Annotated in this window: 12 protein-coding genes; 4 read left to right on the forward strand and 8 right to left on the reverse strand. The window is 69.0% G+C overall.

Translation table 11 applies throughout. The features are described from left to right. Positions 1-56: 56 nt before the first annotated feature. Complete coding sequence (locus MMF98_RS11105) at positions 57-1,301, reverse strand: MFS transporter (RefSeq protein ID WP_243306330.1); 1,245 nt, start codon at positions 1,299-1,301, stop codon at positions 57-59. A gap of 76 nt (positions 1,302-1,377) precedes the next feature. Here MMF98_RS11105 and MMF98_RS11110 point away from each other — a divergent pair, with 76 nt between their 5' ends. Together MMF98_RS11110 and dmeF are read left to right on the forward strand one after the other, a co-directional pair. After that, positions 1,378-2,181, forward strand: a complete 804-nt coding sequence (locus MMF98_RS11110) for an AraC family transcriptional regulator (RefSeq protein ID WP_243306331.1) — start codon at positions 1,378-1,380, stop codon at positions 2,179-2,181. A gap of 98 nt (positions 2,182-2,279) precedes the next feature. Then, positions 2,280-3,278 carry a CDF family Co(II)/Ni(II) efflux transporter DmeF gene (gene dmeF, locus MMF98_RS11115; protein ID WP_243306332.1) on the forward strand — a complete coding sequence of 333 codons (999 nt, stop codon included), beginning with the start codon at positions 2,280-2,282 and terminating at the stop codon, positions 3,276-3,278. 22 nt (positions 3,279-3,300) lie between these two features. On the opposite strand, the gene MMF98_RS11120 is transcribed toward dmeF, so the two are convergent. The 4 genes from MMF98_RS11120 to clpB form a co-directional block, all read right to left on the reverse strand. Continuing rightward, positions 3,301-4,545, reverse strand: coding sequence for an RNA polymerase sigma factor (locus MMF98_RS11120; RefSeq protein ID WP_243306333.1), 1,245 nt, complete (start codon positions 4,543-4,545; stop codon positions 3,301-3,303). 9 nt (positions 4,546-4,554) lie between these two features. After that, complete coding sequence (locus MMF98_RS11125) at positions 4,555-4,908, reverse strand: YciI family protein (RefSeq protein ID WP_243306334.1); 354 nt, start codon at positions 4,906-4,908, stop codon at positions 4,555-4,557. A gap of 136 nt (positions 4,909-5,044) precedes the next feature. Continuing rightward, positions 5,045-5,365 carry a hypothetical protein gene (locus MMF98_RS11130; protein WP_243306335.1) on the reverse strand — a complete coding sequence of 107 codons (321 nt, stop codon included), beginning with the start codon at positions 5,363-5,365 and terminating at the stop codon, positions 5,045-5,047. A gap of 20 nt (positions 5,366-5,385) precedes the next feature. Next, on the reverse strand, positions 5,386-7,986 hold the full coding sequence (gene clpB, locus MMF98_RS11135; protein ID WP_243306336.1) for an ATP-dependent chaperone ClpB: 2,601 nt from the start codon (positions 7,984-7,986) through the stop codon (positions 5,386-5,388). Positions 7,987-8,073: 87 nt separating this feature from the next. Here clpB and MMF98_RS11140 point away from each other — a divergent pair, with 87 nt between their 5' ends. Further along, positions 8,074-8,628, forward strand: a complete 555-nt coding sequence (locus MMF98_RS11140; RefSeq protein WP_243306337.1) for a hypothetical protein — start codon at positions 8,074-8,076, stop codon at positions 8,626-8,628. A 56-nt stretch (positions 8,629-8,684) separates the two neighbouring features. Here the strand turns inward: MMF98_RS11140 and moaE are convergent, their stop codons facing one another. Genes moaE through MMF98_RS11155 form a run of 3 tightly spaced genes read right to left on the reverse strand, consistent with a single transcriptional unit; the run spans position 8,685 to position 11,377 of the window. Beyond that, the gene (gene moaE / locus MMF98_RS11145; protein WP_243306338.1) at positions 8,685-9,164 is read right to left on the reverse strand and encodes a molybdopterin synthase catalytic subunit MoaE; all 480 of its coding nucleotides are present in this window, start codon (positions 9,162-9,164) and stop codon (positions 8,685-8,687) included. A gap of 54 nt (positions 9,165-9,218) precedes the next feature. Then, complete coding sequence (locus MMF98_RS11150) at positions 9,219-10,433, reverse strand: aminotransferase class V-fold PLP-dependent enzyme (RefSeq protein ID WP_243306339.1); 1,215 nt, start codon at positions 10,431-10,433, stop codon at positions 9,219-9,221. Next, positions 10,430-11,377 carry a tripartite tricarboxylate transporter substrate binding protein gene (locus tag MMF98_RS11155; RefSeq protein ID WP_243306340.1) on the reverse strand — a complete coding sequence of 316 codons (948 nt, stop codon included), beginning with the start codon at positions 11,375-11,377 and terminating at the stop codon, positions 10,430-10,432. The genes MMF98_RS11150 and MMF98_RS11155 overlap by 4 nt, the downstream gene beginning before the upstream one ends. A gap of 165 nt (positions 11,378-11,542) precedes the next feature. Between MMF98_RS11155 and MMF98_RS11160 the strand changes: the two genes are divergently transcribed. Then, positions 11,543-12,259 (forward strand): GntR family transcriptional regulator, encoded by a 717-nt coding sequence (locus MMF98_RS11160; protein ID WP_243306341.1) that lies wholly within the window; start codon positions 11,543-11,545, stop codon positions 12,257-12,259. The last annotated feature ends 157 nt before the right edge of the window (positions 12,260-12,416 follow it).

Raw genomic sequence — 12,416 nt, forward strand, 5'->3', positions numbered from 1 at the left:
GCATGCCGCCACTATACGGAAACCCGCCCGGCGCCCTGGCGGCACCGGCGGCCGCGTCAGGCCGTGGCCAGCGAGGTGCGGCGCGCACGGCGCACGTTGAAGGCGCTGGCGATCAGCACGCCCTGCACCAGCACGAGGCCGAGCCACACGCCGCGGTACTGCTGGTGGTCCATCAGCGTGCCGAAGATCAGCGGCGCGATCGCCTGGCCGATGTCCAGGCCCGAATAGACCACGCCATAGACCCGGCCGGTGGCGTTCTCTGGCGTGGAGCGCTTGACCAGCAGGTCGCGCGACGGCCCGGCAATGCCAGCCGAGAAACCCATGGCGCCGAACAGCGCCGGCACGGCCAGCCCCGGCACATCGGCAAAGCCGATCACCAGCGCAATGCAGGCGGCCACGCCGAAGCCCAGGCCCACGATGCGCTCGCAGCGCGCCGGGTCAGAGGCGAGAAAACCGCCCAGCACCATGCCGCCCGCGCTGCACACCATGTAGATCGTGAGGCACATCGCCACCAGCGACACCGGCACGCCGTGCAGCTGGCGCGCCGCCTCGGGCGCGAAGGCCTGCACCACGCTGAGCGCCACGGCATAGAAAAAGAAGAAGGCAAAGCACATCCACACGGCGGGGATCTTCAGGAAATCCAGGTTGCCCGCGCCCTGGGCGGGGTGCGCGCCCTTGGCCGGCGCGGCCGCCGGCAGCGAGAGCTTGTCGCGGTTGAGCACCAGGATCACCAGCACCACGAAGGCCAGCGTGCCCGCGCTGGCCAGCGCCACGCGCCAGGAGAACGCCATGGCAATCGGCACCAGCATGGCCGGCGCCAGCGCCCAGCCCAGGCTGCCGGTGATGCCGTGCACGCTGTAGGCGTGGCCCAGGCGCGGCGCGCTCACCTTGCGGTTGAGCAGCGTGTAGTCCACCGGGTGGAACACGCCGTTGCCCACACCGGCCACCACCGAGAAGCCGGCCATCATCCAGTAGCTGGTGCTGAGGGAGAAGCCGAACGCCGCCAGCCCCAGCAGGGCCAGGCCGCCGAACAGCACCGGCCGCGGCCCGAAACGATCGACCACGAAGCCCGACAGCGTCTGCACCGCGCACGACACCACGAAGAAGATCGTCATCAGGAAGCCGAGCTCGGCGTAGCTGGCATTGAACGCCTCCTTGAGCCAGGGAAACAGCGGCGCCAGCAGCAACTGGCTGTAGTGGCTGATCAGGTGCGCGATGCCCACGAGGCCGATGACGCCGGCATCCTGGCGCAGCGGAACGCCGCCCATGGGGGAAAGATTCGCGGTGGTTGAAGTGCTCATGGCGCTATCGTAGTATCGGCTTGTTCTGCCGAAATGCGACAAAAAGACAGGTATCCGCTATTTTCCGCCAAACGCCATGCCCCGCACCCCCCGCATCCAGTTCACGCCGCTGGGCGACACCGACCCGTTCACGCCCAGCCCGCAGCGGCCGGTGCGCGTGCGGGCCCGCACCATGCCGGCCGACGCCCATTTCGAGCCGCATCGCCATGCCTGGGCCCAGCTCGCCTATTGCGCCACCGGCATGGTGCAGGTGACGGCCGCCACGCCCGAAGAAATCACCTACATCGTGCCGCCGTCGCGCGCGGTCTGGATCGCGCCCGGCGCGCGCCACGCCATCACGGTGCTGGAGGCGGCCGAGTTCCGCACGCTCTACATCGACGCCAGCGCCACGCCCGAAGGCTGGGGCGGCTGCCGCGTGCTGGTGGTGTCGGCGCTGCTGCGCGAGCTGATCCATGCACTGGACATGCCGATGGCCGGCGCGCGCGAAGCGATGCTGACCGGCCTGGTGCTCGACGAACTGACCCATGCCGACACCCAGGCGCTGGGCGTGCCGCTGCCGCGCGACAAGCGGCTGCGCGCGCTGTGCGAGGCGGTGCTGCAGGCGCCGTCCGAGCGCGCCACCCTGGCCGACTGGGCGGCCGACATCGGCGCCAGCGAGCGCACCGTGGCGCGCCTGTTCCGCGAGGAGCTGGGCCTGAGCTACCAGCAATGGCGCCAGCAGGCCATCCTGGCGCACGCCCTGCCGCTGCTGTCGCGCGGCACGCCCGTGAGCCGGGTGGCGGCCGCCAGCGGCTATGCCAGCGACAGCGCCTTCTCGGCCATGTTCAAGGCCGCCATGGGACAGTCCCCGAGCCACTTTCTGAGGAAAAACACCCCATAGTCCAGGTGGGGCGGTCATTCAATGCTATTAAAACAGTAGCAGTCCGGTGACCGGTCCGCGTCGTATGATGGGCACAGATCGATCACCGGAGCCGCATCATGCACGTCGAACACCTGAACGACTGGACCCATGACCACGCCTTCCACAGCGCCAGCGAGTCCGCCGAGCGCGGCACGCGCGCCGTGATGTGGATCACGCTGGTGGCCATGGTGGTGGAAATCACCGCCGGCTGGTGGTTCAACTCCATGGCCCTGCTGGCCGACGGCTGGCACATGAGCTCGCACGCCGTGGCCATCGGCCTGAGCGCCTTCGCCTATGCCGCCGCGCGGCGCTACGCGCGCGACCCGCGCTTCGCCTTCGGCACCTGGAAGATCGAGATCCTCGGCGGCTTCGCCAGCGCGATCCTGCTGCTCGGCGTCGCGGCACTGATGGTGGTGGCCTCGCTGGAGCGCCTGCTGCAGCCGCAGCCGGTGCACTACCTGGAAGCCATGGTGGTGGCGGTGGCGGGGCTGCTGGTGAACCTGGTGTGCGCGGGCGTGCTGTCGGGTTCGCACGCGAAGGGGCACGACCACCACCACGGCCATGCGCATGACCATCACCACGGCCATGGCCACGATGACGCGCCCCATGAAGACCTGAACCTCAAATCGGCCTACCTGCACGTGCTGGCCGACGCCGCCACCTCGGTGCTGGCGATCGCCGCGCTCGCCGGCGGCTGGTGGCTGGGCTGGACCTGGCTCGACCCGGCGATGGGCATCGCGGGCGCGGTGCTGGTCACGCTCTGGGCCTGGGGCCTGATGCGGCAAACCGGCCGCGTGCTGCTGGACCGCGAGATGGACCATCCGGTGGTGGCCGAAATCCGCGAGGCGCTGGAGTTCCCGGGCGACCCGCACGAGACCCGCATCGCCGACCTGCACGTCTGGCGCGTCGGGCGCAACGCTTATGCCTGCGCGCTGACGCTGGTGACCCACGACCCGCAGCTCACGCCCGACCGCGTGCGCCAGCAGCTGGCCATCCACCCGGAGATCGCCCACACCACGGTGGAAATCCATTGGTGCGAGCCGGCGAGCCCGCACCCAGCGCTCCAGGCCCACTGACAGGGGCCACGCCCGGGCCGCTTCAGCGAAGCCCGGCCTGGCGCTGCTGCAGGAAGCGCCGCACCGCCGGATCGCTCTCCAGGCCGATGGCCCGCTCGTACGCCTGGTTCGCCGCGCCCGACTGGCCGCTGCGCGCCAGCAGCCCGGCGCGGGCGGCCCAGTACGGCTGGTAGTCCGCCAGGCGCGCATCGCCGGCCAGCGCATCGAGCGCGGCCAGGCCCGCCGCGGGGCCGTGCATTTCGGCCAGCGCCACCGCGCGGTTGATCGCCACCACGGGCGAGCCGGTGAGGGCCGCGAGGGCGGCGTAGAGCCGCTCGATGGCGGCCCAGTCGGTGGTACCGGTGCGCCGGCGCGCCGCATGCACCGACTGCACGGCGGCCTCGAGCTGGAAGCGCCCCACCGCGCCCTGCTCGCTGGCCTGCAGCAGCAGCGCCTCGGCCTCGGCCATCAGTGGCGCGTCCCACAAGGCGGGGCTCTGTTCGGCCAGCGGCACGTAGTCGCCTTGCGCATCGCGCCGGGCCGGGCGCCGGGCTTCGGCATGCAGCATCAGCGACAGCAGGCCCAGCGCCTCGGGCTCGCCGGGCAGCAGCGAGGCCGCGAGCCGGCCGAGCCAGATCGCCTCCTCGGCCAGGTTGCGGCGGCGGGCCTCGGTGCCGGCCGGGTCGGACCAGCCCTGCGCGTAGGCGGCGTAAATGGCATCGAGCACCGTGTCCAGGCGCTCGCGCAGCTCGGTTCGCTCCGGCACCCGCAGGGGAATCCCGGCCTGCCGGATCTTGGCCTTGGCGCGCACCAGCCGCTGGCCCATGGTGGACGGCGCCACCAGGAACGCCGAGGCGATGGCGGCGGCATCGAAACCGAGAATGGTCTGCAGCATCAGCGGCGCGCGCACGGCGGCCTCGATGGCCGGGTGGGCACAGGCGAACATCAGCGCCAGCCGCTCGTCGGGCACCGCGGCATCGTCTTCGCCATTGGCCATCCCGGCCATCAGCGCCAGGGTGGCGGCGGCCTCTTCACCATGGCGCCGCAAGCGAAAAGCGTCGATCAGCTTGCGGCGCGCCACCGCCAGCAGCCAGGCCTCGGGGCTGCGCGGGACGCCATGGACGGGCCAGTCGGCCAGCGCCGCCGCGAAGGCCTCGGACAACGCATCCTCGGCCCCTGCCACGTCGCGCGTGCGCGCCGCCAGGAACGCCACCAGCTTGCCATAGCTGCGGCGCGCGGCCGCCTCGGTGGCGGCCTGGGCAGCGGCCGCGCTGTCCGGTGAGGGCATGGGCGCGGCTTACCGCGACATCACCCAGATCGGGCGCACTTCCATCGTGCCCTGGCTGGCGCCGGGGCAGCGCGCCGCCCACGAGAGCGCGGCGTCGAGATCGGGCACGTCGATCAGGTAGTAGCCGGCCAGTTGCTCCCGGGTCTCGGCGTAGGGCCCGTTGAGCACCTCGGTCTTGCCGTTGGCCACGCGCACGGTGGTGCCATCGGCACTGGGCCGCAGGCGATTGCTGCCGCTCAGGATGCCCGCCTTCTGCAGCGCCTCGGTATAGGCCGTGTAGGCGGCAATGGTCTGGCCCACGTCGGCCTCGCTGGCTTGTTGCCGGGCCGTTTCGTCGCCGTAGATCAACAACAGGTATTGCATGGAAATCTCCTTCAGGGTGATGGCGGCGCGACATGCGCCGTCATGACAATGACGCCCGGCCATAGCGGATTTCGACAGCGTACCGAAAAAAAGCCGGAAAACCCAACCGGCAACGGCCCTGAAGCGGCCAAGGGGATCAGCCGCGCGGCTCCTTGGGCTCCACGTCCGTCACATCCTGCAGCGTGCGGCCGCTCACCGGGCCGCCGGCCGGTGCCGGCGACGCCGAGGGCGGACGCGGGCCCGCCTGATAGAAACGGCTCCAGCCCGCACGCGGGTCGACCCGCATGACCCAGGGCGTGACAGGCCGGCCGGTCAGCCGGGCCCAGAGCGCCCTCAGGAACCAGAGACAAGCCAGCACCGCCACGGCCACGAACAGGCTGGCCGCAAAGACCAGCCCCATCGCCACCAGCAGCAGGCGCAGCACCAAGCGGGCCATGCCCGCCAGCAAATCGCTCACAACATGCATCCTTTCAAGACTCAGTGCACCGTATGCCCGAATTTGAACACGCCGGGCTCACGGATCGGGTCCACCTCCACCGGCACCACGCTCTTGGGCGGGAAGTGGCCCTCGAGGATCAGCTTGCTCAGCGGATTCTCGATGCGCTGCTGGATCGCGCGCTTGAGCGGCCGTGCGCCGAACACCGGATCGAAGCCGACCTTGGCCAGCTCGGCCAGCGCGGTGTCGGACACCTGCAGCGCGAGGTCCATCTTCTGCAGCCGCTGTTCGAGGATGCGCAGCTGGATCTTCGCGATCGACTCGATGTGCTTGGCATCGAGCGCGTGGAACACCACCGTCTCGTCGATCCGGTTCAGGAATTCGGGGCGGAAATGGTTCTTGAGCTCGTCCCACACCGCATCCCGGATCTCGTCGGAGGGCTTGCCCACCATGGCCTGGATCATGTGCGAGCCGATGTTGCTGGTCATCACGATCACCGTGTTCTTGAAGTCCACGGTGCGGCCCTGGCCGTCGGTCAGGCGGCCGTCGTCCAGCACCTGCAGCAGCACGTTGAACACGTCGGGGTGGGCCTTCTCCACCTCGTCGAGCAGCACCACGCTGTAGGGCTTGCGGCGCACGGCTTCGGTGAGGTAGCCGCCTTCCTCGTAGCCCACGTAGCCCGGCGGCGCGCCGATCAGGCGGGCGACCGAGTGCTTCTCCATGAACTCGCTCATGTCGATGCGGATCAGGTGGTCTTCGCTGTCGAACAGGAAGCCCGCGAGCGCCTTGCACAGCTCGGTCTTGCCCACGCCCGTGGGGCCGAGGAACAGGAAGGAGCCGGTGGGGCGGTTCGGGTCGGACAGGCCCGCGCGCGAGCGGCGGATGGCATTGGCGACGGCGGTGATCGCCTCGTCCTGCCCCACCACGCGCTCGTGCAGCTTGTCTTCCATGACGAGCAGCTTGTCGCGCTCGCCCTGCATCAGCTTGGCCACGGGGATGCCGGTGGCGCGCGCCACCACTTCGGCGATCTCTTCCGCGCCGACCTGGGTGCGCAGCAGCTTGGGCGCGCTGGCGCTGCCCTTCTTCGCTTCCTTGGCCTGCGCCTCCTTGAGGCGCTTGTCCAGCTCGGGCAGCCGGCCGTACTGCAGCTCGGCCACCTTGTTGAAATCGCCCTTGCGGGTGAACTCCTCGATCTGGAACTTGAGCTTGTCGATCTCTTCCTTGATCTGGGCGCTGCCCTGGGCCTGCGCCTTCTCGGCCTGCCAGATCTCGTCGAGGTCGGCGATTTCCTTCTGCAGCTTGGCGATCTCTTCCTCGATCAGGTCGAAGCGCTTCTGCGAGGCCTCGTCCTTCTCGCGGCGCACCGCTTCGCGCTCGATCTGCAGCTGGATCAGCCGGCGGTCGAGCTTGTCCATGACCTCGGGCTTGGAGTCGATCTCGATCTTGATCTTGGCCGCGGCCTCGTCGATGAGGTCGATGGCCTTGTCGGGCAGGAAGCGGTCGGTGATGTAGCGGTGGGACAGCTCGGCCGCGGCTACGATGGCCGGGTCGGTGATCTCCACGCCGTGGTGCACCTCGTATTTTTCCTGCAGTCCGCGCAGGATGGCGATGGTCGCCTCCACCGTGGGCTCGCCCACCAGGATCTTCTGGAAGCGGCGCTCGAGTGCGGCGTCCTTCTCGATGTACTTGCGGTACTCGTCCAGCGTGGTCGCACCCACGCAGTGCAGCTCGCCGCGCGCCAGCGCCGGCTTGAGCATGTTGCCCGCATCCATCGCGCCCTCGGCCTTGCCCGCGCCCACCATGGTGTGCAGCTCGTCAATGAAGACGATGGTCTGGCCCTCATCCTTGGCCAGCTCGCTGAGCACGGTCTTGAGGCGCTCCTCGAACTCGCCGCGATACTTGGCACCGGCCAGCAGCGCGGCCATGTCGAGCGACAGCACGCGCTTGCCCTTGAGCGAATCGGGCACCTCGCCCGCGACGATGCGCTGCGCGAGGCCTTCGACGATGGCGGTCTTGCCCACACCGGGCTCGCCGATCAGCACGGGGTTGTTCTTGGTGCGCCGCTGCAGCACCTGGATGGCGCGGCGGATCTCGTCGTCGCGGCCGATCACGGGGTCAAGCTTGCCAATGCGGGCGCGCTCGGTCAGGTCGATGCAGTATTTCTTGAGCGCCTCGCGCTGGCCTTCGGCCTCGGCGCTGTTGACGTTCTGGCCGCCGCGCACGGCGTCGATGGCCGACTCCAGCGACTTGCGCGTGAGGCCGTATTCCTTGGCGAGCTTGCCGACATCGCCCTTGGCATCGGCCACGGCCAGCAGGAACAGCTCGCTGGCAATGAACTGGTCGCCGCGCTTGATGGCCTCCTTCTCGGTGGCCTGCAGCAGCTTGCCCAGCTCGGGGCCGACCTGCACCTGTTCTTGCCCCTCGACCTGGGGCAGGCGCTTGAGCGCAGCCTCGGCCGCGGTCTGCAGGCCCTGCACATTGGCGCCGGCGCGCTGCAGCAGCGCGCGCGGGCCGTCCTCCTGGCGCAGCATGGCGGCCAGCAGGTGCACGGGCTCGATGTAGGCGTGGTCGTTGCCCAGGGCCAGCGACTGGGCGTCACTGAGGGCTTCCTGGAATTTGGTGGTGAGTTTGTCCAAACGCATGAAATATCTCCAACTTGTACAAACCTAGGGCTGGTCCAGGGGATTTCAAGCCATGCGGGCCAGTGCGGGCTGACTAAAATCAACAGAATGAACATTCATCAGCTGTCTGTCCAGTACAGCAGCGAGCAGGACCGCCTCCTGGTCCGCATCAACACCACGGCCGGCGAGGAGTTACGCCTGTGGCTGACGCGGCGTCTGGCGCTGGCGCTGCGGCCGATGCTCGAGCGGGTCGTGGCCGGGCAGGCCGTGCAGCCACCCGCCGCCGCGCCGCGGGCCCCGGACAGCCCCGCCGGAAAGAAGATGGCCGAGTTCCAGAAGGAAGAAACCCTGCGGCAGGCGGACTTCACCACCCCCTACCGTGAGCGGCCGGCCTCGCTGCCGCTGGGTTCCGAGCCGCTGCTGGTCACCGAGGTGCAGCTCACGCCGCTGGGCACCGGCCAGTTGCAGTGGAGCTTTCAGGAGCAGTTGCCCGGCGTCGCGCAGGCACGCGGCTTCCAGATGGCGCTGGAGCCGTCGCTCACGCATGGTTTTGCGCATTTGCTGGACCACGCACTGCAGCAGTCGGGATGGACCGAGCCGGTGCCGGCCTCCGTTACGCGCCCGGCGGCCGAGCCGGCGGACAGGCCGCGCTATCTCAACTGAGTCAACCGAGCCCCGGGCTTCGCACCGATCTCAACCGGCGCGCGAAGAATGCCACCTCAGCCGGCGCCGGGCCGCGATTCCTGCCACCGCTTCATGGCCTCGTCGTCGCTCTGGCGCGCATCGACCCAGCGCGCGCCGGCCGGCGTCTGCTCCTTCTTCCAGAACGGGGCCTGGGTCTTGAGGTAGTCCATCAGGAACTCGCAGGCCTGGAAGCTCTCGCCCCGGTGCGGCGAGGTCACGGCCACCAGCACGATCTGGTCCTGCGGCTGCAGCAGGCCGATGCGGTGGATCACGCGCGCCGCCAGGATGTCGAAGCGCCGATGCGCCTCGTCGATCATGGCCTCGATGGCCTTCTCGGTCATGCCGGGGTAGTGTTCGAGCTCCAGGCTGGCCACGCCCACGCCGTCATTGCGGTCGCGCACCGTGCCGACGAACGCGCAGACGGCGCCCACCCGCGCGTCGCCGGCGCGCAGCCGGGCCACCTCGTCGGCGAGATTGAAGTCGTCAGCGGTGATCAGGACGCGGGCAGCAGACATGAAGCCGATTCTGCCACTGCGCCCAGGCAGACATGGGCGCGTGGGCGCTGCCGGCTAGCCGCGCAAGGCGCCCAGCACCGTGCGCACGTCCTCCGCATCGCTGTAGCAGTGAAAACCGAAACGCAGCAGGCCCCGCCTCACGTTGAACTTGACCCCTGCTTCGCGCAGCCGCGCGGCGAACGCGTTCAGCACCGGATCGCTGGACGAGTAGCCATCGCCCTGCCCCATGTGTCCCACGGTGACCAGATGCGTCTCGCGGTCCCGGCCGGGCGCGCGGCAGACCGGCAGGCCGGCATGCCCCAGCGCCTCGCGCAACTCGGCCGCCAGCCCGCAGGCGTGGGCGTCGATTCGGGCGATGCCGAGCGCCAGCAGGCCGCTCAGCGAGGCGTCGAGCGCCGCCACCCCGGGCCAGTTGTAGTTGCCGGCCTCGAAGCGGCGCGCATCGGGCAGCAGCGCGTAGTCGAAGCTCTCCAGCTCCGACTGATGCCCCGCGCCGCGCACCACGCTGTAGCGCCCGATCGCGGCCGGCGTCAGGCGCTCGGCCCACTCGGGCCGGACATAGAGCAGCCCCAGGCCGAACAGGCCCAGCAGGCCCTTGCTGGTCGAGGTGGCGAGCGCGTCGATGCCCTCGCGCTGCACGTCGAGGTCGAGCACGCCCGCCGACTGCACCGCATCGACCAGGAACAGCGCGCCATGCCGGCGGCAGGCGCGGCTGATCTGCTGCAGATCGGTCCGGTAGCCCGGGGTGAACGTCACCGACGACACGGTGGCGATGCGCGTGCGCGCGTCGATGGCCGCGGCAAAGGCGGCCTCGTCGATGCCGTCCCCGCGCGCCGGCACCATGCGCAGCTCGACGCCGCGCTGGCGCAGCGCCAGCCACAGGTAGACGTTGTTGGGATGCTCCAGCTCGGGGCACAACACCACGTTGTCGCCCGCCTCGAACGCCATCGCCGACGCCACCGCGTTCAGCCCTTCCGTCACGTTCTTGGTGAACGCGACATCGTTGCCCGAGGCCGCCCCGATGAGTCGCGCGAACTTGCCGCGCACCTGCTGCAGCGCGGCCTCGTTGTCGGAGGATTTGTCGTCCGTGCCCTGCCAGGTCAGCCCGATCGACGCCAGCGCCGCCGCATGCGCGGCATCGGACAGGACCGACTTGGAGCCGATGTTGAGGTAGGTCTGGCGCAGGGCGGCGGGAAACTGCCGGCGCGCCGATTCAAAATCCACGGGGTAGCGCGCGTCCCCCACAAGGCCCGTCGGTGCCTCGGTCATTTGATCAGGCCCATGCTCTTGGCCACGGCCAGGTAGCCCTTGGAACGCTCGGCCATGAAGGCATCGATGCCGGCCGGTGCAACATCCACCAGCTCGAAGCCGGCGGCCGCCATCTTCTGCTGGTACTCCGGCTCGCGGTTGATTTCGGCAAACAGGGCCGCCAGCTTGCGCTGCATCTCCACTGGCGTGTTCCGGGGCACGGCCACGCCGCGGTAAGCACCATCCACCCAGTCGATGCCGAGTTCCTTGAAGGTCGGCACGCCGGGCAGCCTCGGGTGCCGCGCCGGCATGGCCACGGCCAGCACCCGCACCTTGTCCTTGAGCTGGAAGGCCGCGGTGGTGTAGCTCATCATGGCCTGGATGTGGCTGCCCAGCAGCATGGGGTTCAGATCGCCCGAGCCCTTGAACGGCACGTAGGTGGTGCTGATGCCGGTGATCTGGTTGAGGCGGGCGGCGGCCAGGTGGTTGGCCGAATTGGTTCCGGTGCCGCCGATCATGAGCGTGCCCGGACGCTCCTTGGCCGCGCGCACCAGGTCCTGCAGCGTCTTGTACGGGCTGTCCGCCGGGACGATCAGGGCGTCGGGGGTGTAGGTGTAGAAATAGACCGACTTGATGTCCTCGGTCTTGTACTGCACCTGGCCTTCGAGCGGCTGCAGCACGATGTGCGGCAGGTTCACGCTGACCACGTTGTAGCCATCGGCCGGCAGGCTGTTGATCTGGCCCCAGGCCAGGCCCCCGCCGGCGCCGGCCTTGTTGAGGATGACCATGTCCTTGCCATGCAGGCGGCGCAGGGCGTCCTGCTGGAACCGCGCCACCACGTCGGACTCACCCCCGGCCGGGAACGGCACCGTGTACTGCAGCGCCTTTTCAGGGAATTGCTGGGCCATGGCCACCGAGCTCAACAGACTCAGGGCCAGCGCAGGCAGGGACTTGAACAGTTTCATAGACACCTTTGCAAAGTTGCATTCAAAGAAGAAAAACAATATTGTTGTATTCAATATTTTGGCAAATAAAGGCATTTTTGGCAATTTATTGTATTCAATAATTTCAGAGAAAAGAGCCAAGCCGCTAAACTGGCAGTCCGACCGAGTCCCCCACCCCACCCGTTCATGCCCCCCGACAACGACACCGACACGGCGCTCGCGCCACGCTGGTCCACCTCGCGCAAGGCGCTCCACACCTTTGCCCTGGAGCGGCTGCGGCAGATGATTTTTTCGGGCGAGCTGGCGCCCGGCGAGCGCCTCAATGAAACCAGCCTCACGGAGCAGCTGAAGATTTCACGCACGCCGCTGCGGGAAGCCTTCCGGTCCCTGGCGGGCGAGGGCCTGATCGAGTTGCCGCCCAGCCGCGGCGCCTACGTCAAGGCCCTGTCGGAGACCGACATCCGCCACCTGTTCGATCTGGTCGCCGGGCTCGAGATGACGGCGGCCGACCTCGCCTCGCGGCGCGCCACCGACCAGGAGCTGTCGACCATCGTTGCGCTGACGCACTCTCTGGACAGCGCCTTCAAGCGCGGCGACCGGGCCCAGTACTTCGCGCTGAACCAGTGCATCCACGAGAGCCTGGTGCGCTATGCGCGCAACCCGCTGCTCGAAGAAAACTACAACAACCTCAATGCGCGGGTGCGGCGCGAGCGCTTTCGCTCGACCATGCACCTGGCGCGCTGGGGCGAGGCGATGGCCGAGCATCTGGCGCTGGCCAATGCCCTCACGGCCCGGGACCACGCGACGGTCCGCCAGATCATGTACGAGCACATGCTGTCCGGCTCCGAGATCAGCACCGAGATGCTGATCGCAGAACAGCAACCCCGGCCCGCGGACGAATGACGCAACGCGCGGCCGCGCGGCAAGGCGGCCGCTGCCCCTATACTGGGCACATGGTTGACGCCACCCTCTTCACCACCGCCTGCACCGCCCGTGCAGCGGCCCGGGGCGTCGCCAAAGCCAAAAAACCACAGCTCGTCTGACCGGGGCTGCGGTTCCG

Origin of the sequence: Variovorax terrae (assembly GCF_022809125.1) — a bacterium.
GTDB classification, from domain to species: domain Bacteria; phylum Pseudomonadota; class Gammaproteobacteria; order Burkholderiales; family Burkholderiaceae_C; genus Variovorax_A; species Variovorax_A terrae.

Bases quoted from the DNA above. Each gene is read 5' to 3' on its own strand.
- MMF98_RS11105 (WP_243306330.1), bottom strand. From the start codon at position 1,301: ATGAGCACTTCAACCACCGCGAATCTTTCCCCCATGGGCGGCGTTCCG.
- MMF98_RS11110 (WP_243306331.1), top strand. From the start codon at position 1,378: ATGCCCCGCACCCCCCGCATCCAGTTCACGCCGCTGGGCGACACCGAC.
- dmeF (WP_243306332.1), top strand. From the start codon at position 2,280: ATGCACGTCGAACACCTGAACGACTGGACCCATGACCACGCCTTCCAC.
- MMF98_RS11120 (WP_243306333.1), bottom strand. From the start codon at position 4,545: ATGCCCTCACCGGACAGCGCGGCCGCTGCCCAGGCCGCCACCGAGGCG.
- MMF98_RS11125 (WP_243306334.1), bottom strand. From the start codon at position 4,908: ATGCAATACCTGTTGTTGATCTACGGCGACGAAACGGCCCGGCAACAA.
- clpB (WP_243306336.1), bottom strand. From the start codon at position 7,986: ATGCGTTTGGACAAACTCACCACCAAATTCCAGGAAGCCCTCAGTGAC.
- MMF98_RS11140 (WP_243306337.1), top strand. From the start codon at position 8,074: ATGAACATTCATCAGCTGTCTGTCCAGTACAGCAGCGAGCAGGACCGC.
- moaE (WP_243306338.1), bottom strand. From the start codon at position 9,164: ATGTCTGCTGCCCGCGTCCTGATCACCGCTGACGACTTCAATCTCGCC.
- MMF98_RS11150 (WP_243306339.1), bottom strand. From the start codon at position 10,433: ATGACCGAGGCACCGACGGGCCTTGTGGGGGACGCGCGCTACCCCGTG.
- MMF98_RS11155 (WP_243306340.1), bottom strand. From the start codon at position 11,377: ATGAAACTGTTCAAGTCCCTGCCTGCGCTGGCCCTGAGTCTGTTGAGC.
- MMF98_RS11160 (WP_243306341.1), top strand. From the start codon at position 11,543: ATGCCCCCCGACAACGACACCGACACGGCGCTCGCGCCACGCTGGTCC.